The organism is Flammeovirga kamogawensis (assembly GCF_018736065.1).
GTDB lineage: Bacteria > Bacteroidota > Bacteroidia > Cytophagales > Flammeovirgaceae > Flammeovirga > Flammeovirga kamogawensis.
This window is the reverse complement of sequence record NZ_CP076129.1, coordinates 627,039-647,609: the sequence shown is the minus strand read 5'-3', so window position 1 is coordinate 647,609 and position 20,571 is coordinate 627,039. Positions and strand designations below refer to the sequence as shown.

Sequence of the window (20,571 nt, the reverse complement as noted above, 5' to 3'; positions counted from 1 at the left end):
AAAGAGCACATAACATACTAAAAAAGAACAGTAAATAGCTATTCTTTTGTTTGTGTTATAAACCGTCATTTATGATTAAAATTTCTAACAATGAATTTTCTACATTAGCATAAGTATTAAAGAGGCCTGTAAAACTTCTTTTTTACTGTGATATTATTGATAATAATTATTTGCTATTTCTTTACCCACAATAATATTATTAGAGAGAACAAATTGTTCTCTCTTTAATAAAAAGCAATAGTTATCTATCATTTAATATCCATAGATTTTGTAAAATAGTTATTGAAAAAAATAGTGAAAAGCTTCTCATTTTATGGGAGGCTTTTTTTGATTTCAATTTGCCTTGAACACAATAGATAGAATTAATAACACAGAATAGAATAATTTTTAAAAAGTGTTCATTCTACGTTATTTTGTGCGTTGTTAATAGTAGATACGAATATAAATTGCGATAGATTAATTAATTAGAACGTTATTTTTTATACTTAATACTCATTGAATACTTGATTACACTTTTTAATTAGTTCTTATTTTACTTACTATTTTAACACTTCTACAATGAAAAGAATATTATCCAAATTACTCGCTTGTTGTTTTCTTATTACATTAATAACTACAGCAGCTAATGCACAAGAAGTAAACTATTATTTAGATGCTGAAAATGGATTAGATACAAATGATGGATCTTCTGCGTCACCTTTTAAAACATTGACTAAAGGAATAGCCTTAGTTGCAGACGCTGCAAATACAGGGAAAACAGTAATATTAAATGCTAAGGGTACTTTTGGAGATAAAAGTATTGTTCTAGATGGAGGAGCAGAAACTGAATTTGTATATAAAGTAACTATTCAAAAATGGGATGCTCCAGCTATTTTTGATGGAGCATTAACTGATGGAAGAGATAGATTGTTTTCTTCATTAAATTCTACCGAATTAACCTTAAAAGAAATTACGGTAAAAAACTACGAAGCAACTGGAGAAGCAGGGGCTGGAAATGGAGGAGCATTCTCTTTTACTTGGCACTCTCATTTGATTGTAGAATCATGTAACTTTATTAGTAATAAGGCAAATAACGCAGGAGGAGCCATCCAAAGTGGAGGTTTTCTAACTGTAAAAAACTCTTATTTTGGAGAAAACTATGCTAAATTAAAAGGTGCAGCTATACAGCAACAAAATAAAGCGATCATTATAGAAAATACAACTATCTATAAAAACTACACAACAGAAGGAGGGGAAGGTGATGATCCAGAAGTTTATGTAACAAATCAAGGTGGAGCTTTATTATTATTGTCTCATAAAAAAGTAAGTACAGAGATTACTGCTATTAATAACACAATTGTAGGAAATTATTGTGAAGAACAAGCTGGTGTTGGTGTAACTTTTTTTAAAAATGGATCACATGTTAATTTAAATATTTTAGCCTTCAAGAACAATCTTATATATAATCATGTAGAAGGACAATCACATGCAGGAGAAAATTACGATTTAATGGTAAATAATGCTGCTGTATTAAACAGTGCAAATGTAGCCAATAACATCATGGAGTTGAGCCATGCAAATGCTGTCTTTGCAGAAAATACAAACAATCAAGTTATAGCAGAAAAAGATGGTGTTGCTCCTATAGATCAGTTTTTACTTTCTTCAACTTTAGAAATGAATGATAAAGGAGTATATTACTTAAAGCTGAATGAGGGTAGTGTAGCAATTGATGCTGGAACAACAGGAACAACAACCGATATAACAGGAAATGCAGTTGTAGGTAGCACTAGAGATGTTGGAGCATATGAGTTTACAACAAGTGTAGCTAAAAAAGCAGCAACAATAACAATGAAATCAGAAGAAATTTTAGATTTTACAGGAAGTGATATTACCCCTGAATTTGAAGTTAAAGATGCACAAGGGGTTGTTATTGGGTTAGATGTTGCACCATTAAACATTACTTATAACAATGGGTCTGCTTTGCCAAATGCTATTGATGTCTATAATGTTAAGGTAACTATTGATCCCTCATCAGATTACGAAGGTTCTTTTGAAGGTATTATTCGTGTTGTAGATCCGAATGCAATTATAAAAGAATTGGCAACAGTAACTTTAAGTGATTTAGAAGTTGGATATGATGGAACTGAAAAGATGCCTACTGTTACTACAGATGTTGAAGGTTTAACAGTAGAAATTACTTATGATGGTGCTTTAGATAAACCTGTGGAAATTGGAAGTTATGCAGTGATAGCTACAATTGTTGATGAAAATTACGAAGGAAAAGCAGAAGGAACTTTAGTAATTACAAAAGGAACTGTAGAGGTATCAATTTCAAGTTTAGAACACCTGTATGATGGAACACCGAAAAGTGCTACAGTAAGTGTTGGGAATGATGATTTTGAGATTTTTGTCACTTATAATGGTGTGAATTCAGCACCAATAAAACCAGGTAGTTATGTAGTAATTGCTGCTATAGTTGATGAAAAATATTCAGGAATAGCTATGGATACTCTTGTAATTAGTGAAAGAGGAGGTTTAGCAGACCCACTTGCAATAGACAATTCAATACTAGAAGTTAATGTATTCCCTAATCCTAGTATTGGTCAGTTTACAGTAGAGCTTGGCAATAACGAAAAAGCTAATCTTTCTGTTTATACTCTAACAGGAAAAGAAGTATTAAAAACAGAAGTTAGAAATAAAAAAATAATCACTTTACCCACAGAATTAAGTGGTGTTCTAGTTGTTAAACTAATTAGTGATGAGAAATCGAAAATCGTAAAAATATATGTAAAATAGTTATTGAAAAAATGTATAAAAGCTCTTCATTATATGGGGAGCTTTTTTTTCTGTAAAAATAGTAAATGTTTAATCACTAGATTATTACAGAAAGTAATGATTTAGAGACATTATTGAATTATAACCATAATAGGTTACAATTAACGGCTTATACATGTTATCTATAAAAATGTATAAAATTAAAATAGATTATGAAGCATTTAATTGTATTTTCTCACTTAAACCCAGAAAGTTTTACAAAGGCTATTGCTAATGAAGTGTTAGCGGCTAGTGAAGAACGTGGAGATGAGGTAAAAGTCACTGATTTGTATAGTGAAAACTTTGATCCAGTTTTAAAGTTCCCTGATATTCAAGGAATGTTTATGGGGGGAGAAACACCTAGTGATATAAAACGTTATCAAGATGATATTTCTTGGGCAGAACACATCACTTTTGTTTTTCCACTATGGTGGGGACAAATGCCCGCAATGTTAAAAGGTTATATAGATAGAGTATTTGCAAGTGGGTTTGCATTTAAATATACTGAAACAGGAGTGGATGCAATGCTTACTGGTAAAACAGCTAATGTGATTATTCCTCACGGTTCTCCAGCTGAATATTATGAAGGATCAGATATGTATAAATCTCTTACAAGGATTTTTGATGGTGGTGTACTTGGATTCTGTGGAATAAAAACAGAAATAACCTACTTTGGTGCTGTACCTACAACATCTGATGAAGTGCGGAAAGAATACCTCTTAGAAACAAAAAATTTATTTAAATAGGAAAGTAAAGGTAGCTTAACTAAGCTACCTTTTTTTATTCTAAAGTAAATTATAATTATTGGAACAAGATTTTTCAATTACCTGTTTTAATTCATTACTATTTCATCTATCTATTTTATAGTGTTATGTGTTATTGTAAATAATTTAACCTTATGTTGTAAACAAGTGTAAAAGTTATTAATATTGTGCATAAACCTAATACAATAACTTAAACTACATAATGAATCATTTTTTACAAACAGCTTACAAAGTAGTTTTTACCCTAGTAATTCTATCAATAAATTCATGTTCTTTAATTGACATGAAAGTAGCACCCTATGATCTTAAAGTTAAATATGAAGATGATAGATTAGAAGAAATATTTAGCGTTCACGTTAATCAATTTGTTAAAGAAGCAGCTGATAGAAATGTTACGTTTAGAAATAGAAAAGTAACAATTAAATGGGGAACAAATTTAGCAGATAATGTTCATGGCCAATCTAATACGATGCGTGTTGTCAAAATTAATCCTAAAAGTACCAAACTAGAATTGGATTATCTTAGAAGACAATTAATTTGCCATGAATTATTTCATGCTTTATGCCAAGATTTAAGAAAAGAAACACATACTAGTAAGCAATTTATTGATGGCTCAAGATATTATACATCTTTGATGGTTGCTAGTTCTGGCCACAATAACTTTCCCTCTTTAGAATATACAGAAACTTGGGAAGCATATTTTGATGAATTATTTAATTAGGGGTGTTCTTTATAAGATTGTTTATTCAAATAAACCTCTAGCTAAAGTAGAGGTGTTTTAAAAAAAGTAGTATTCCCATTGCTAAAAAACAATAAAATATCATAATAACCTTCTATTATTATGGTTTAATTTATATCAACTAATCTTTATTATTTATTTACCACTGTTGATTTTTTTTTTACGCATTAAAAAAATTCTCCCCCTTACTTTTGTATTGTATTCAGAACGAAAGGGAGTTTAGAATATCTATTTATCTCTTTTAATTACCTGATTTACAGAAGTATTATTAAGAATAAAAGATCATAATGCAATGAGGAAAATTACAGTATCTGCAACGCAGACAAGTTTTACGTGGGACAAAAAGGATAACTTAGAAAAAACAGAAAAATTAGTGCGAGAAGCAGCAGCAAAAGGTGCTCAAATTATCCTATTATCAGAATTATTTGAAACACCTTATTTTTGCCTTCAACCAAACGAAGATTATTTCGAGTTAGCAAAACCAATAGAAGAAAATACAGCTGTTAATCATTTTCAAAAAATAGCAAAAGAATTGGAGGTTGTATTACCAATTTCTTTTTATGAAAGACAAGGTCATGCTAGGTATAATTCAATAGCAGTTATTGATGCTGATGGTGAAATTTTAGGTGTTTATAGAAAAACTCACATACCAGATAGTCCTGGTTATTTTGAAAAATTCTTTTTTAACCCTGGTGATACTGGTTTTAAAGTATGGGATACAAAATATGCTAAAATTGGTGTAGGAATTTGTTGGGATCAATGGTTTCCAGAAACGGCTCGTTCAATGGCATTAATGGGAGCTGAAGTGTTATTTTTTCCAACAGCAATTGGGTCTGAACCTCAGGATGCGAATTTGATTTCTAAAGATCATTGGCAAGCTACACAATGTGGTCATGCTGCTGCTAACATTACACCTGTAGTAGCATCTAATCGTTTTGGGCGTGAAACAACAAAAGATGTTTTTGACAGAGAGAATGAAGTAGGGATCACATTTTATGGTTCTTCATTTATTTCAAATGAGCATGGTCAAAAAGTAGAAGAAGCACCTCAAGATGAGGATGCAGTATTAGTACATACTTTCGATTTAGACGATATCGAGAAAACTCGTACTTCATGGGGTCTCTTTAGAGATAGAAGACCTGAATATTATCAAGTAATTACTTCAAGCGATGGCGTTCACCCTAATAAATTCTAAGAAATCATGTCACAATTATTAAATACAACACCAAAACAAGACGGCTACTATATGCTAGCAGAATGGACAATGCATACTAGAACATGGATGCACTGGCCTGAACGTACAGATACTTGGAGATTAGGGGCTAAACCTGGGCAAGAAGCTTATGTACGTGTTGCAAAAGCTATAGCAGAGTTTGAACCTGTTACTGTTTGTGCATCTAATACACAATTTGAAAATGCTAGTGCAATGTTGTCTCATCCAAACATTCGCGTAATTGAGTTAACGCAAGATGATGCTTGGATGCGTGATTCTGGTCCCACTTTTTTAGTAAATGGAAAAGGTGGATTAAGAGGAGTAGATTGGAAATTTAATGCTTATGGAGGTACTTTTAATGGTTTATATTCTCCTTTTGATCATGATGATCAGGTAGCTCATAAAGTATTATCAATAGAAAACGCTGACCGCTACAGAACAGAAAAATTTGTTACAGAAGGTGGATCAATCCATACGGATGGTGAAGGAACTGTGATGATTGTAGAAGAGGTATTTATGAACCCTGGAAGAAATCCTGGTTTATCTAGAGAAGAGATGGAAGAATACTTGAAAGAGTATCTGAACGTAGAAAAAGTACTTTGGGTACCTAGAGGTATTTATAATGATGAAACACCTGGACATATTGATAATATGGCATTTTTTATACGTCCTGCAGAAGTAGTTTTAGCATGGACAGACGATGAAAATGACCCTCAATATGATCGTTCGTTGGAAGCATATAATTACTTATCTACTACAACTGATGCGAAAGGTCGTAAAATAACGGTACATAAATTACCTGTTCCTTCGCCAATGTTGACAAGCTTGGAGGATATAGAAGGAATAGATGTGTCTGAAACAGCTAAGAATCGTCAGAAAGGAGATAGATTAGCAGGTTCTTATATCAATTGTTTAATTTGTAATGGAGGTATAATTTTACCAAAATATGGAGATGATAATGATGATGTAGCTGCAAAAATCCTTCAAGATTTAATGCCAGATCATAGAGTTGTTCAAGTAGATGCTAGAGAAATTCTTTTGGGTGGAGGTAACATTCACTGTATTACACAACAACAACCAAAGGTGTAAATTAATACTGCCATGGGTAGTTATGGTTATCCATGGCTAAATGAGATTAATAATTAAATTTGAATTACAAAATAGATAAAATAATCCATTCATTATTTTGTCTATTTTCAAGCAACTGATTTCTACTTTTCAGGCTTATTATCATGAGAAAAATAGTATATATTATTATCGCTGTAATACTGTCTTCAGTAAATATTGTGAAGGCACAAACTGAAGTAATAGAAATTACAGAGGTCCAAAGTCAATTAGCAAATATAAACACTACGGCACTTGACACAGGAGATACAGCATGGATTTTGGTATCAACTGCTTTAGTGTTATTTATGATGTTACCAGGTTTAGCTTTATTTTATGCAGGTTTAGTACGTAAAAAGAATGTTTTATCTATTTTGATGAACATATGTGTTATTACTGGAATCGGATCTCTATTATGGTTTGGAGGTTTATTTTAGTATTTTCTGGTGATGGAGATTTTATAGGAGATTTGCATAGGGTGTTTTTATCAGGTATGACTGCGGATAGTCTACATGGTAACATACCAGAACCGTTATTTGCTGTTTATCAAATGACATTTGCAATCATAACTCCAGGTTTATTTATTGGAGCATTCGCAGAAAGGATGAAATTAAAAGCAGTAGTCTTGTTTTCAGCTTTATGGTTAATTCTAGTCTATGCACCAGTATCACACTGGGTATGGGGAGGTGGTTGGTTACAACAAATGGGTGTAATTGATTTAGCTGGAGGAATTACTGTTCATGCAACAGCAGGAATAGCTGCATTATTATTAGCTATATTTATTAGACCTCGTTTAAAATTCGCACATCAAAAAAAATCACCTTCAAATATTCCAATGGTTATGATTGGAGCTTGTATGTTATGGGTAGGTTGGTTTGGATTTAATGCAGGAAGCCAGTTACATGCAAATGGTGCTGCAGGAATGACATTATTAGTAACTCACTTATCAGCAGCAGCAGCTTGTATGACATGGGCTCTATTAGAATGGAGAAAAAATGGTAAACCTACATTAATTTCAATTGTTACGGGTATGATTGCTGGTTTAGCAACAGTTACTCCTGCATCTGGGAATATTGGGCCAACAGGCGCTGTAATTATTGGAGTTGTAGCAGCAATCGTATGTTTTAATATGGTAGACATTGTAAAGAAAAAATGGAAAATAGATGATGCTTTAGATGCTTTTGCTGTACATGGTGTAGGAGGAATATTAGGTACATTATTAGTTGCCGTTTTAGGAACTGAGTTCTTTGGAGGACATGGTGTAACAGATGTTTTTAATCAATTATCTATTCAAGTAATTGCTTTACTTTCTGCAGTAGGTTGGTCTGCTATAATGACATTTATAATAATGAAAGTTTGTAAAATGACTGTGGGTTTTAGAGTTTCACCAACGGAAGAAAAAGAAGGTTTAGATTTAACCGAAGAAGGGGAGTTTATTTAGAAAAAAAGAGTCATTCTTGGTTTTAAAATAGTAAAACAAAGAATGACTCTCTTTATGTAAATCTTTAAAAAAGATTAGATTTCAATATTTTCTTCAACACTTTTAATCCAATTTTCTGGTCCACCTTTTACGTAACCTGTTTGAATTACCTCTTTGCCTTTAATGACAAAAATTGTTGGATAACCTTTAACTTGAAACTGTTGTGCTAAAGATTGATTTTGTGCTTTTAAAAGATCTGACTGTTGAATTGTTCTTGGGAAATCAAGTTCTAATAAGACAACTTTATTTTCTTTTACCCAAGCTTTAAACTCATCCGTATCAAAAATTTCAGCCTTAATTTTTTTACACCATCCGCACCAATCACTTCCTGTAAAATTAATAATTAAAGGAGCATTGTTTTTCTCCATTAATTCAGAAGCTTTATGTGCATCATTTATCCAACCTTCATTAGATACCTTGTCTGTTATAGGAGGTGGAGTTTTATTTTCAGCTGTCTGAGCATTTACTATTGATAAGCTACTGACAATGAAAAGTATAATTGATATTATATATGATTTCATACTATATTAAGATAAAGTTTGACCTAAATATACAAATTATTTATTATTCCTATAATACAAAAAAAGGAGCACTCCAATGGAAAGCTCCTTTCTATATATAACTACTATCTATACTACTATTATTCTATCTACATTCTAATTAACGTAAAGAGAAGAGTGTAGCATTGATAGATTATGATTAAAATATATCAAAATATTATTTTTCTTTGTTTAAGAATTAACTACTTAACATCTTGATAGTTAGTAGTTAATTAATATTGTTTTTTCCAGTTGAAGAGTAGTATTTGTTGTATTTAAAAATGCTATTTTCCTTTGTAATCAATTAATACTCTGATATTCTCAAGTAATATCTTTTCATTGGCATCAAAGTCATTATCAACATTTGCCATTTCGAATAAGATTTTCATGACCCATTCTTTTTTCTGATCAGTCATACCTTTTAAGATAGATACACTGTCAGAAGTTGTTAACTTTTTTGATTCTTCAATGAATTGGTCATCAAATTTGAATTTCTTTTTTAGTAAAGATAAGTAGACCACTTCTTGAACATCAATAACTCCGTCAGATAACATCATGTCGTTTACGACTTTGACAACTGCTTTCTTTTCGTTTTTTTCAAATAGCATAAATATAATTTTTTTAGTATTAGCAATTTAGATAGTATTTCGATTTTCAAGAAATATTCTTCTAATAATTATACTTAAAGAGCTACATAATATAAATATTAGTGGTCATTCTTGAAATAACAATGTGTAGATTATTTATCAATACCTAAGGGTAATTATATTATATAACGAAAAAGTTGGTAGAAAAGATCTACCAACTTCAATATCTAAAAAAGAAACTAACAATTTTCTTACTTAGCGAACATATCAGATTGGATTAATGCTGTTTTTTGTGCCAATTCTTCATCATTTAATTCAGCTGTTTCATCTAATCTAGGATTGATTTGTAAAGTTGCATGCCATCCATGACCAATTTCATCGTGGAATACACCTGCTGAATAAATTGTTAACTCATTTTTATTATTAATTTTTTCTTCAAATTGTTTTTTGAATAACCAAACAAATTCTTCAGTTTTAGTTTGGTCCCATTCTTCAATTTGATTGAAAGCTTGCTCAATACCTCTTAAACTAGCATAAACAGCTTCAACATCTTCATTTTGGAAAACTACTTGAATTTTTATCAAGCTATTGTTCTCAAAGATTGGCTTTAAAAAGGCCTCTTCTTCTAGGAACATAATAGAATAATCTCCATTAAATTCTCTTTTTCCCTTTAATTCATTAGTGATATAATTGTGAACTTCTATACCATCCATATCAGTATATAATTCTTTGTAAAGTTGAATTCCTTTTTGTTCTTTAACTATTGAAGTTTCACTACTAGTGTCTTGAACTGTATTTTCTTGAGCTTGAGCGGAAAAAGAACCAAATGTTAAAGCGAAGAATAAAATAAATAGATTTTTCATTTCTGTATTTTTTTAGAGTTTTTTAAAGTTGAACCTTATTGCTTGGTTCACTTACTAATAACAACACTTTTAAAATGTCACCTCTAAATTTTATTTTTTTTAAAAAGATTCAGAAATTCTAAAATAAAACCCCCAATCACCATCACCTTTAGCTATATCAAACCCTAATTTTGAATTGGTATCTTTTAAGTAGGTATATCTGAATCCTACACCCGCAGAGGGTAAAAATTTACCATTATGTTCTTCATTATTTGCTCCAAATATTGTAGCCGCACCCACAAAACCAACTGCTCCAATTCTATCTGAAAAATTATATCTATATTCTGCTTGTGCACTTATTATAAAATTACCTCTATACTGCCCGTTTGAGTATCCTCTAATATCAGTATCTCCAACTACAAATTGTTGGTTGAAATCTATGTTACCAATACCAATACCAGTAAAAACTCTAGTTGCTAATACATCTTTACCCTTTCTACAAGATTTATAATGATTAAATGCTATTTCTATTTGATTTGATTCTTTTGTGTTTCCAAATATTGAAGGGTATGTACTATAATCAATATCTAGAAGATAACCACTTGTGGGGTAAGATACATTTGATCTTTTATCTATAGAAAATGATAGTCCTACACCATTAAAATTTTGTCGTTCTTGCTTTTCAAGTTGAATTTCTGATTTTGAATCATATGAATTATGAAAGTAATTTACGCCAATATATATATTCTCATAGATCTTTTTTTCAACCCCTAAATAGGCAAATTGATAATTTGTATTGTACTTTGACCACATATTTACTGGTCCTCCAATAAAATGTTGAAAGTGATAATCTCCTTTTCCAATAGCTCCGATTATTCTCCAGTTATCTTCTTTTAAATAGAATTGGCCAAAAGCTAAACCTATCCAACTTTTATTTTCTGAATAGGTACCTAATACACCAATTACAGAAGAAGGTGAGATAGTGTCTTTCTCTGATGTATTAAACATTAGCATTGGTAATGCGCCAACAGTAGCACCAGAAGATAGGTCATAATCAAGAAACGGTAGTGGGATAAACTTCATTTTCCCATCAATACGGTCGCCAACACCTTGACTGAAACTATACTGGCAGAGTAGTAACTGAGCAATTATAAAGAATGCTATTTTAAGTTTTTTATTTGTATTTTTCATTTTAGAGTAGGATTATAAGATGTTATCACTCTCCAAAGGGAAATACAAACCCCGAAACCCTACTTGCACAAAATTATTGGATAAAAAAAGGTGTCTTCCCTAAGAAAAACACCTTTTAAATACCTTTAAGTGGGGTATAAGTTGGTTATTTAATATTTTTTGAGCTCTCTCTATAATAAGCAGAAGAACCAAGAACAACGATCAATGCAGCTACATAATAAACAAAAGTAGGCACAGGAACCGGATCACCAGTTGCATAAGAGTGCAAACCTGTTAAATAGTAATTCACCCCAAAAGAGGTCATTACAATAGAAGAGAATGCAACTAAACTAGCAAGGTTAAATATGTAATTACCTTTTAAAGCTGGTACCAATCTTAAATGTAGTACAACGCTATATACAATTACAGAAATTAATGCCCATGTTTCTTTTGGGTCCCAACCCCAATATCTACCCCACGATTCGTTTGCCCAAACACCACCAAGAAATGTTCCAATGGCAAGCATATATAAACCGATAGTCATGGATAATTCACTGATATATGTAAGTTCTAAAATTGGATTTTTAAAGCGTTTATCTTGAACAACCATAAAGATTAAATTGATAAACCCTAACAAAGCAGATAATGCTAGAGGTGCATAGCTACTTACAATGATAGCAACATGTATTTTTAACCAATAAGATTTTAAAACAGGTACTAAGTTTGTAATTTCTGGATTTAACCAATCTAAGAAACTTACAAATAATAGTGTTCCACCAAATAAAGAAACTAGAGGTAATATAAAATCACTTTTCCTATAAAAGATAAATCCAAACAGGAATAATGACCATGCCACTAAAATCAACATTTCGTAACCATTAGTCCATGGTGGATATTGAGCAATATACCATCTTAATAGTAAGTTGAATGTAAAGGCAAAAAAGCCGATCATTTCAAAACCAACACCAAAATTATAGGCTAATCTAGTTCCTTTCGAATTTTTGAATACTTTTATAAGAGCAATTACTAAAAGGTAAATACCAAGCATCCAGTAAATTGGAAACAAATTATTGAAGATGTTGAGTTTATTGTACCACAATTCTGAAGTAATTGCTTGGTCAGTAAGATAAATCTCCTTACCCATTACTTTTTGGAATGTTCTTACATATGATAAATTTAATTCAGCATCTGTCCAATCTTCAGAAGAACGAGCTTTAAAAATTTCCATATAATAAACCTTCATTATATTTCTTACAAATGCTGAATCTTCTGCAGCACCGAATGGATTACTAATAAAATTGGCATTATACCAGTTGTTATTAGGATCATCTTTGGCAGGGAATATTTTTAAATAATTTCCAGATAAACCTTGAAATAAAATATTGAAACGTTCATCTACCTTGATTAATTCTTTATCTAATTCACCTCTTTCAGACGGTTTCTTTTGTTGTGCTTTATCAACTGCACCTCTTAAAAGATAATCACCTTCCATATTAATTAAATCATCAAAAGAAACTAAATCACTTTGTTCTTTTTGAATGATATTAAAAATACCTTTACCTGCATCACCATCAATTTTTATTAGAGGAGTTGCTTGCCAAAACATGGGGTCTATATGCAATGCAAGAAATAACTGATCATTATTCATCTTTTCAGAAGAACCGTCTTTCATTTGTAATGTATATGACGTTTTGCGAGTCAGTTTTCTTAAGAATTCAGAGCTTAATGTGTTGATAGGTTTTAACCTGCCATCCATATCTTGCACTAGCAATGTACCGAAATTTTTAGCATGTTCCTTATCAATATGTTGCGAACGTTCTAATACTTGCTCTTCAACAACTTCCTGTGCATTTGATTTAAATAAAGGAATAAAGAAGAATAAACCAGCAATTAATGTTACTGTTTGAGATGCTTTCAATTTTGATAATTTACCACTTATTAATCTAAAACGAGATTTTCTTTCAAAGAAGGTCATCATCATTCCAATTGTCATTAATGTATAACCGATGTAGGTAATTATTGTACCAGGTCTATCTTTATTTACAGAAAGTACTGTTCCTAATTCATCCTGATCAAAAGAAGCTTGAAAGAATCTATACCCTCTATAATCAAGTACATTGTTCATGAAAATTGTATATGGAAATGTTTTGTCACCATCCTGAACAATTACCTCACTAGAATAAGCAGATGGATTTTCTGAGCCAGGATATTTTTCCATTTCAAAATTATTTAAAAATAATGAGAAAGGAAGTTTAGTGATAATTGGAGCGTAAGAAACTTCGATATGATATCCTCCTAAATTAATATTCTTAAAAGGAGTAATTACACCACTCAAACTTGCTAAAATTACTTCTTCAGTTTGATCATTTACTGTTACATCTACAAAAAGTAAATCCGCAGCTTGAGCCTTCATTTTTTTAGTTTGTGCAGGAGAATATCCTAAACGCATACCATCATGAATATCTTTAATAACAAAACGTAAGTCGCCCATTTGGTACAAAGCACGTTGTTGAAGTTTATCTTCTGTATTTTCTTCAGTCGCACCACTAGACTGACTAGCCATAATGAAATAAGTTAACCTACTTGGTGCAGTTATACTATAATCATTTGCAGTTTCTTTAATATTTATAGCTCCTTCTTTAGGGTTTTCAAAAGTAACTTCGAAACCAGAAAGGAATTTACTTTTTCCTTTTTCTAAAAAGATACTGCTTCTACCAGATTCACTAGCAGTTACGATTTCTATAACAGCATCTGTCACTTCACCTTCTACAATAGATTGTACAGCATCAGGAATATACTCTTTAGGTTGGATAGTAATTTTATCCCCTTTGTTTTCTTCTGTCCAAGAAATATCTGGCTGATCTAGAATTGTGAATTTACTTTTTTCACTAATCTCTTTATTTAAACTTTTACCATGAATATGTGCTTGAAAATAACGTTCAAGTGATATTAATTCGTTACTACTGCTACCTTCTCTAATTCTTAGATTTCCCTCGTAACCAGCATATCTAGTAACAAATGCACCTAAGAGTATAATAATAAAAGCGAAATGAAAAGTTAGGACACCTAATTTTTCTTTTCTTAATAATTTATACTTGAAAATATTACCAATAAAATTGATACCTAGAAGGGCTTGAAGAATCTCAAACCAAAGTGCATCATACACAGCTCCTCGTGCTGCAGGTGTGCCGAAATCATTCTCAATAAAAGTAGCATTTGCCATAGCAAAGCCATATATGATTAAACAAACTAGTGTTAGTTTGTTAGAGAATAAGAGTTTAAAAACCTTTTGCATTATAAGTTTAGGACAAAAAAAGTCGGAGTGAGTTTAATAAAATAAAAAAGCTGTTGCAATGATTTTACATATCAATGCAACAGCTTCAAATATACTAGTATTTTTGACTATTTACTAGACACTGATTCAGTAGGATATTTAGCTTCGCGAGCTTTTGCTTGCTCTAACCATTTTGGAATGATATTCTTTTCGAAAGTTTTCTTTTCTTTCTCTAATTTAGGCATATCTAAACCAATATATTTTTGAGCTTTCGCTTTTGTTTCAATAGCTGGATAAGGAACTTCTTTATCATACCCTAAGTCAGCTAATAAACGAGCTAATTTAATACGAGCTTCTTGTGCTTTATCTGTAGCAGTAGTAACAATTCTACTAATTTCTACAGGAGCGTGGAAACTACCACCATGAGATGCAACAGCATAATCCCATCTCCATTGTGCATGTCTAATATCCATTAAGATTGGTTTCATTTGTGCTTCAGTAGCACCAAGATCCCAAGCTTTTTTAGCTTCTACGTGAGTTCTAACAAGAATTTTTTCTAGACGTTTTGTGCGTTCTTTTACTTTTCTTTGGTTAGAATAAACATTTTCAATCAGTTCTTTTTCTTCTTGACGGTGACAAACTTGACAAGAGTTAGCAGGATTTGCTAAAGGAGATTGAATGTGATGATCTGTAAACTTTTGTCCACCTTCTGTTTTATAAGGCATGTGACAATCTGCACAAGAAACACCTCTTTTTGCATGAATACCTTGTTGGTATGTTTCATAACCAGGGTGCTGAGCTTTTAACATTGGTGTTTTAGACATTGAGTGTGTCCAATCGCTAAAGTTCATATCATCATAATATTTCTCTGCGCCTTCAACAGTCATACCGTTTGCCCATGGGAACGTTAAGTAAGGAACACCTTTCTTAGGTTCTTTTTTATTGAAATAATATTCAACGTGACATTGTGCACAAACTAAAGAACGCATTTCTTGATGAGATGCATCGTTAATATCTTTTCCCATTGACTCAAATGCTTCAATTAAAGCTGGTCTAGAGATTTTTAAAGCCATTGTTTTGTTATCATGACAGTCTGCACAACCAATAGGATTTACAATTTCAGCACCTTTGTCGGCCCATTTTCCAGCATAAAATTCAGAAATACCAATTTCGTTCATTAATCTAGGGACATCTGGTGACTTACAAGTCCAACAAGTACTTGGCATCGGGCCTGTACCCGGTCCAGTTGGTCCGCCTGTTCTTAATGTTTCACGGATATCTTTGATAGCATAACCATGACCTCTTGGAGCATTATAATCTTTAGAGAAACCATAACCAGCCCATAATACAACTAGTTCTGGAGAGTCTTCTAAAATATCTTTTTCTTGATTACCATTCAACATTGTAGAGAAGTTCATCTCTTTAGTTTTCATGAATGATTGATATTGGCGAGGGAAATTTTCACCCCAAACCTCATTTCTAGGTTCAAATTCTGTAATTTTCACCTGTGGTTGGTAAGCGAATTGTGATTCACTTTTTCTTTCTGTGATATTACTACCTAACATAGCCAAAAGGATGACAACTAAGCAAGTAGCAATGAATAAAAGCCAATTTTTTAATTTAGAACTCATGCGTTTTATTATTTACTAAGGGCATCTTTCAGCCATTCTGGTACAATTAATTTTTTGTTGTATTGAACTGGTAATTGTTCAATACCTAGTCCAACAGAAGATAAACTTTTTACTCTTCCATGCGGAGTTTCTCTATGACACTCCCAACACTGTCTGTCAGTTCTGTGTTTATAATTATCAGGAACCATAGCAACAGTTTTTGCATCTGTAACCTGATCGCCATGACAACGAATACAGTTCGCTTGCACTACTTCTTGTCCAGCCTCGTGCATTCTTATTACTTGAGGTTCAGACCTAGTAGTATACACATATGAGTGATACAAACCATCTTTAGCTTTAAAACCGTATTTGGCGAATACACTTGTATGAGGAACATGACAATCGTTACAAGTTGCTACCTCTCGGTGAGAACTGTGCTTCCAACTTTCAAATTCTGGTGTCATAACATGGCAATTGACACAGGTAGTAGGATCGTCAGACAGATAGGAACCTACACGTGCATTGTATGCAGTATAAATAGCTAGTCCGACAATTGCTCCTATTAGTGCTGCGACTACAGGTTGCCATTGTTTGGGTGGTATGAGTTTTTTAAACATCATTATTAAAGTTACACACTCAGTTGATTGTGTTTATACATTTATAGTACAGTAATATTAGTGTAAATTTCACATATTTAACACTTCCAAAACAGAGTTTTTGTCATCTTTTCTAGTTTAGAATTCTTCTAAAGAAAGGGGTTGCATTATTTGTAGATTAATTAGTGAAATTCTTTGATTTCGGTGTTAACATCGCTATTTATGAAAGAAGTAAAGTAGAATAATTTATCTTATATGAACCCATAACCTAATTACTACCTAATTTAAAAACTACTATGAAAAGGATGACATTTCAGTTGTTATTCATTATTACTACTTATTGTTGTTTATCAATCAATTGTTTAGCACAACGTATTCTATCTTTTGGTCATAATCTGAATGAGAATACTAATAACACAGTTTTGTCTTGGGATTTAAATGGTGAAAATTTAAATCCTAATGCAACTCATTTTAGAGTGTTCATATCAGAAAGTCAAACAGATATACCCATAAATGTAAATACTATTTCCGAAGGTAATCAATATAGAATAACAGTAGATTTTTCAGGCTTTGATTTACCAAATAACGCTATTTTAAAATTAAAAACTACAGAAGTAACACCTACATTAACTGCTTCTCAAAATTATATATACGATAATGCTCCTCCAGTGCTTAATCAAGTAGAAATTTGGTCAGACAATGATGAATATGGGAATCAAATTGAACCTGGAGATTCTGTTTATTTAAGAGTTTTAGCCAATGAGCCTGTAACCTTTGTAAGTGGTTCTATTCATTCAACTGAATTTGATACAAAAATTATTAATCAAAATTCTATAACACTTCGTAAAAAATTCTCAACTATAGACCCAAATTATTTTGATCCACTTCCGTTTTTAGTAACAATACAAGATCAAGCAGGTAATTCTACTACAGTCTCTACAACTACAAATAATTCAAGCGTCAATTATCACGTTAATAATGGCTCATCAAATACAATCATTTCACCTGATCAAGATTATTTTTGTAATTTATTAATAAATACAACAATTATAGGGGCTACTTCATCAGTTGACATTGATGGAAGCTCACTTGTTATTTCTCCTTTAACTTCTGCTGATACACCAACCACAGATGGGATGCTAATACATTGGGAGGTCTCTTATGATGATGGACCCTGGAATGAAATTCCAAATAGTTCGACACATAATTTATATATAGAGGCAGTACCAACATCTGGTAGTTATAGGTATAGGAGAGTTTATACTTATTTTGAAGATACGGACATAAGTAATAGTATAGAAATTGAGGTGTTTGATGTAGATAGTCAGATAGTAACGCTTTATCCTATAGACTCTACTTATGATGTAAATGCAACACAAGGGATTAATTTATCAACTTCAGTAGCAAGTGAAGAAGTGACTATCGAGATAAATGGTAATGGAGTGGTTTCTAATCAGTTTTTTCCAAATCAAGCAGGAGTTGGCCAGCATATTATACATTACAGAATATATGATGAACATTGTGAAGGGAATTATACTAAAACACTGTATGTAAATAATGAACAAACTGCACTTCAATTAAATACTAATTACTGTCAATTTGATTTACCTGTAAACCTTCAATTAGCAGGGCAATTAAGTGGATTTTCAGGGCTTACATTGTCGCATTTTTCTGGAAAAGGTGTGGTTCATTCAACACAACAATTTGATCCAACACGTGTTATTGACGCAGAAACTATAGAAGGAGGAGAAGTAACAACATTAATAAAGTCGTATTTTACAGATTCAGATCATATAATAAGAGATTCAATCGCTCAAAAAGTTACTGTTTACAAACCATTTCGTTTAAATCTTTCTGTACCTCATGATACTTTATTTTTGCAAACTGATGCTCCAGATTTTAGAATTACAGCGAATGTTGGTTTAACTAAGCCTATTATAAATTATTATTTAGATGATGTTTTAGTTGGTACCTCAACATATGACTTTAGTGCAGTATCAAAAGGTGTAGGGGTTTATAGATTAAAAGCTGTTTTAATTGATCATAATTCATGCGAAACTGCTGACGATCTTATTATTAAAGTTTCAGATTCTCCAATTAACCCTACACCTAGTACAATTATTTCTTCAGAAGATTCATTATCTCTTTTATCATTATACCGAGAAATGAATATTCCTGTAAATGTTTTAGAACCTGTTAGAAATTGGGATTATTTTTATACTAATACAGATGGCGAAATTATAGGACTGTTATTATATGGATTGGGTGAATTAACTACTTTGCCACATCAAATAGGAGCATTTAAAGACCTAGAAGTTTTAAAAATTTATAATACCCACTTAACCTCCATATCAGATAGTTTGTGGCATCTTCCTAATTTATGGCTATTAGATTTATCTTTTAATTTATTAGAAGATGAAGATATAGAAGGAATAAATAACCTGCCTGCTTTACGTACATTTTGGGTGCATCATAATAAGTTGACAACAGTACCAAATGTTAATGGCATGACTACATTGTACCATTTATTTGCACAGAATAATCAGATCAATGCAATCGATAATCATCTAAATAATGTTCCTCATCTTAAAAAATTGGATCTTTCTTTTAATCAATTAGCTGATATGGGATCGAGTTTACAAAATAAAAATGAACTTGAATACCTTAATCTTAGTCATAATGAATTTACGGAATGGAATTACGTTTTAAGTACATCAATAGTTGATATAAATTTAAGTGATAATTTGTTGGAGACTATTCAGTTACCAACTTCAATAACTCAAGTTGATTTAACAAATAATAGGTTGTTCTTTAATGACTTAGAAAGTGTTCAAGTCCAAAATATAAGCTATTCAAACCAAAAGTTTGATATAGATTTTGATGTCGTACAATTAGAATTAGAGAGTTCTTATTTATATGAAATACAAAATAAAATAGATGGAGTTAGTTATAACTGGTATAAAGATAATGTGCTAATTGGGAGCAATTTGTCAATTCAGAATGCTTCAGCTTCAGATGGAGGTAAATATATATGTATTGCTTCTCATAGTAATTGGACTTCTCTAACAATAGAAGTAGCAATCATTAACATAGGAGTAGGGTGTGATAATATGCATGATATTGTTTTAGAAACAGATAGGAGAACTACTTTTTGTGCGGAAGAAGAGCTGTTGATTACCGTTAATAGTAGAGTAAACGGGAATGATATTGTTTATAATTGGTATAATAATGATGAACTTTTAAGTACTACAACAAAGGATATATCATTACATGAAATCGGCAATTATCATTTGCAAGTTACCACAAACAATGGTTGTATTTATCGCTCAGATACAGTTATTATTACTCAATCCGATACAATAGTTATCCCGCAATTAGCATTTAGAAATGACAGGATAGAAATTGTTAATATTGATACCACAAAATATTACTCTTGGTATTATAATAATGAATTAATAGCTCAATTGGATACATTCATTTACCCTTCTAATTTAGGGGAGTATAAAGTAATAAGTACAAATAATACAGCATGTAATTCAGCTGAAGGGCGAATTATAATTTCAGATGAATCACTTTTAACTTCAATCAATAGTCAATTACTTGCACAAAATGTAAAAGTATACCCAATACCAAGTATTGATATTATAAATGTAGAATCTCCTGTTATACTTTCTGTATCTAATGTAGGTTTGTATACGCTAACAGGAAATTATTTAGATGTTAATTTCATCAAGAAGAGTAATCAATTAATTATAGATATTCAACATTTAAAAGCAGGGATATACATTATGCAATTATCTATTACTGCAAACAAAAAGCTTTACAAAAAAATAGTAATTAATTGATCCTTTATTGTAAGT

Annotated in this window: 15 protein-coding genes; 8 read left to right on the top strand and 7 right to left on the bottom strand. The window is 31.5% G+C overall.

Going from position 1 to position 20,571, the window contains the following annotated elements; translation table 11 throughout:
• Nucleotides 1-558 precede the first annotated feature (558 nt).
• From KM029_RS21335 to KM029_RS21305, 7 genes are all read left to right on the top strand, one after another.
• Nucleotides 559-2,775 (top strand): MBG domain-containing protein, encoded by a 2,217-nt coding sequence (locus tag KM029_RS21335; RefSeq protein ID WP_144075838.1) that lies wholly within the window; start codon nucleotides 559-561, stop codon nucleotides 2,773-2,775.
• Between the two features lie 191 nt (nucleotides 2,776-2,966).
• A complete protein-coding gene (locus KM029_RS21330) occupies nucleotides 2,967-3,539 on the top strand; it encodes an NAD(P)H-dependent oxidoreductase (protein WP_144075837.1) in 573 nt (190 codons plus the stop codon).
• A 220-nt stretch (nucleotides 3,540-3,759) separates the two neighbouring features.
• Nucleotides 3,760-4,278: a hypothetical protein gene (locus KM029_RS21325; RefSeq protein WP_144075836.1), complete on the top strand. Its 519-nt coding sequence runs from the start codon at nucleotides 3,760-3,762 to the stop codon at nucleotides 4,276-4,278.
• Nucleotides 4,279-4,588: 310 nt separating this feature from the next.
• Nucleotides 4,589-5,491 (top strand): N-carbamoylputrescine amidase, encoded by a 903-nt coding sequence (gene aguB, locus KM029_RS21320; protein ID WP_144075835.1) that lies wholly within the window; start codon nucleotides 4,589-4,591, stop codon nucleotides 5,489-5,491.
• 6 nt (nucleotides 5,492-5,497) lie between these two features.
• A complete protein-coding gene (aguA, locus tag KM029_RS21315) occupies nucleotides 5,498-6,598 on the top strand; it encodes an agmatine deiminase (RefSeq protein ID WP_144075834.1) in 1,101 nt (366 codons plus the stop codon).
• Between the two features lie 143 nt (nucleotides 6,599-6,741).
• Nucleotides 6,742-7,050: an ammonium transporter gene (locus tag KM029_RS21310; protein WP_205125505.1), complete on the top strand. Its 309-nt coding sequence runs from the start codon at nucleotides 6,742-6,744 to the stop codon at nucleotides 7,048-7,050.
• Entirely contained in the window at nucleotides 7,029-8,054 is a 1,026-nt protein-coding gene (locus KM029_RS21305) for an ammonium transporter (protein WP_205125504.1), read from the top strand. The genes KM029_RS21310 and KM029_RS21305 overlap by 22 nt, the downstream gene beginning before the upstream one ends.
• Nucleotides 8,055-8,128: 74 nt before the next feature.
• On the opposite strand, the gene KM029_RS21300 is transcribed toward KM029_RS21305, so the two are convergent.
• The 7 genes from KM029_RS21300 to nrfH form a co-directional block, all read right to left on the bottom strand.
• Nucleotides 8,129-8,614 carry a thioredoxin family protein gene (locus KM029_RS21300; RefSeq protein ID WP_144075833.1) on the bottom strand — a complete coding sequence of 162 codons (486 nt, stop codon included), beginning with the start codon at nucleotides 8,612-8,614 and terminating at the stop codon, nucleotides 8,129-8,131.
• Nucleotides 8,615-8,916: 302 nt separating this feature from the next.
• Complete coding sequence (locus KM029_RS21295) at nucleotides 8,917-9,240, bottom strand: TerB family tellurite resistance protein (RefSeq protein WP_144075832.1); 324 nt, start codon at nucleotides 9,238-9,240, stop codon at nucleotides 8,917-8,919.
• Between the two features lie 230 nt (nucleotides 9,241-9,470).
• On the bottom strand, nucleotides 9,471-10,082 hold the full coding sequence (locus KM029_RS21290; protein WP_144075831.1) for a hypothetical protein: 612 nt from the start codon (nucleotides 10,080-10,082) through the stop codon (nucleotides 9,471-9,473).
• 99 nt (nucleotides 10,083-10,181) lie between these two features.
• Entirely contained in the window at nucleotides 10,182-11,252 is a 1,071-nt protein-coding gene (locus KM029_RS21285; protein WP_144075830.1) for a BamA/TamA family outer membrane protein, read from the bottom strand.
• A gap of 145 nt (nucleotides 11,253-11,397) precedes the next feature.
• The gene (gene ccsA, locus KM029_RS21280; RefSeq protein ID WP_144075829.1) at nucleotides 11,398-14,526 is read right to left on the bottom strand and encodes a cytochrome c biogenesis protein; all 3,129 of its coding nucleotides are present in this window, start codon (nucleotides 14,524-14,526) and stop codon (nucleotides 11,398-11,400) included.
• A gap of 107 nt (nucleotides 14,527-14,633) precedes the next feature.
• Nucleotides 14,634-16,136: an ammonia-forming cytochrome c nitrite reductase gene (gene nrfA / locus KM029_RS21275; RefSeq protein WP_144075828.1), complete on the bottom strand. Its 1,503-nt coding sequence runs from the start codon at nucleotides 16,134-16,136 to the stop codon at nucleotides 14,634-14,636.
• A gap of 8 nt (nucleotides 16,137-16,144) precedes the next feature.
• Complete coding sequence (gene nrfH / locus KM029_RS21270) at nucleotides 16,145-16,735, bottom strand: cytochrome c nitrite reductase small subunit (protein WP_144075827.1); 591 nt, start codon at nucleotides 16,733-16,735, stop codon at nucleotides 16,145-16,147.
• Nucleotides 16,736-17,007: 272 nt separating this feature from the next.
• Between nrfH and KM029_RS21265 the strand changes: the two genes are divergently transcribed.
• The gene (locus KM029_RS21265) at nucleotides 17,008-20,556 is read left to right on the top strand and encodes a T9SS type A sorting domain-containing protein (protein ID WP_144075826.1); all 3,549 of its coding nucleotides are present in this window, start codon (nucleotides 17,008-17,010) and stop codon (nucleotides 20,554-20,556) included.
• Nucleotides 20,557-20,571 lie beyond the last annotated feature (15 nt).

Excerpts from the sequence above, each read along its gene's own strand:
- KM029_RS21335 (WP_144075838.1), top strand. The coding sequence starts at position 559 with ATGAAAAGAATATTATCCAAATTACTCGCTTGTTGTTTTCTTATTACA.
- KM029_RS21330 (WP_144075837.1), top strand. The coding sequence starts at position 2,967 with ATGAAGCATTTAATTGTATTTTCTCACTTAAACCCAGAAAGTTTTACA.
- KM029_RS21325 (WP_144075836.1), top strand. The coding sequence starts at position 3,760 with ATGAATCATTTTTTACAAACAGCTTACAAAGTAGTTTTTACCCTAGTA.
- aguB (WP_144075835.1), top strand. The coding sequence starts at position 4,589 with ATGAGGAAAATTACAGTATCTGCAACGCAGACAAGTTTTACGTGGGAC.
- aguA (WP_144075834.1), top strand. The coding sequence starts at position 5,498 with ATGTCACAATTATTAAATACAACACCAAAACAAGACGGCTACTATATG.
- KM029_RS21310 (WP_205125505.1), top strand. The coding sequence starts at position 6,742 with ATGAGAAAAATAGTATATATTATTATCGCTGTAATACTGTCTTCAGTA.
- KM029_RS21305 (WP_205125504.1), top strand. The coding sequence starts at position 7,029 with ATGGTTTGGAGGTTTATTTTAGTATTTTCTGGTGATGGAGATTTTATA.
- KM029_RS21300 (WP_144075833.1), bottom strand. The coding sequence starts at position 8,614 with ATGAAATCATATATAATATCAATTATACTTTTCATTGTCAGTAGCTTA.
- KM029_RS21295 (WP_144075832.1), bottom strand. The coding sequence starts at position 9,240 with ATGCTATTTGAAAAAAACGAAAAGAAAGCAGTTGTCAAAGTCGTAAAC.
- KM029_RS21290 (WP_144075831.1), bottom strand. The coding sequence starts at position 10,082 with ATGAAAAATCTATTTATTTTATTCTTCGCTTTAACATTTGGTTCTTTT.
- KM029_RS21285 (WP_144075830.1), bottom strand. The coding sequence starts at position 11,252 with ATGAAAAATACAAATAAAAAACTTAAAATAGCATTCTTTATAATTGCT.
- ccsA (WP_144075829.1), bottom strand. The coding sequence starts at position 14,526 with ATGCAAAAGGTTTTTAAACTCTTATTCTCTAACAAACTAACACTAGTT.
- nrfA (WP_144075828.1), bottom strand. The coding sequence starts at position 16,136 with ATGAGTTCTAAATTAAAAAATTGGCTTTTATTCATTGCTACTTGCTTA.
- nrfH (WP_144075827.1), bottom strand. The coding sequence starts at position 16,735 with ATGATGTTTAAAAAACTCATACCACCCAAACAATGGCAACCTGTAGTC.
- KM029_RS21265 (WP_144075826.1), top strand. The coding sequence starts at position 17,008 with ATGAAAAGGATGACATTTCAGTTGTTATTCATTATTACTACTTATTGT.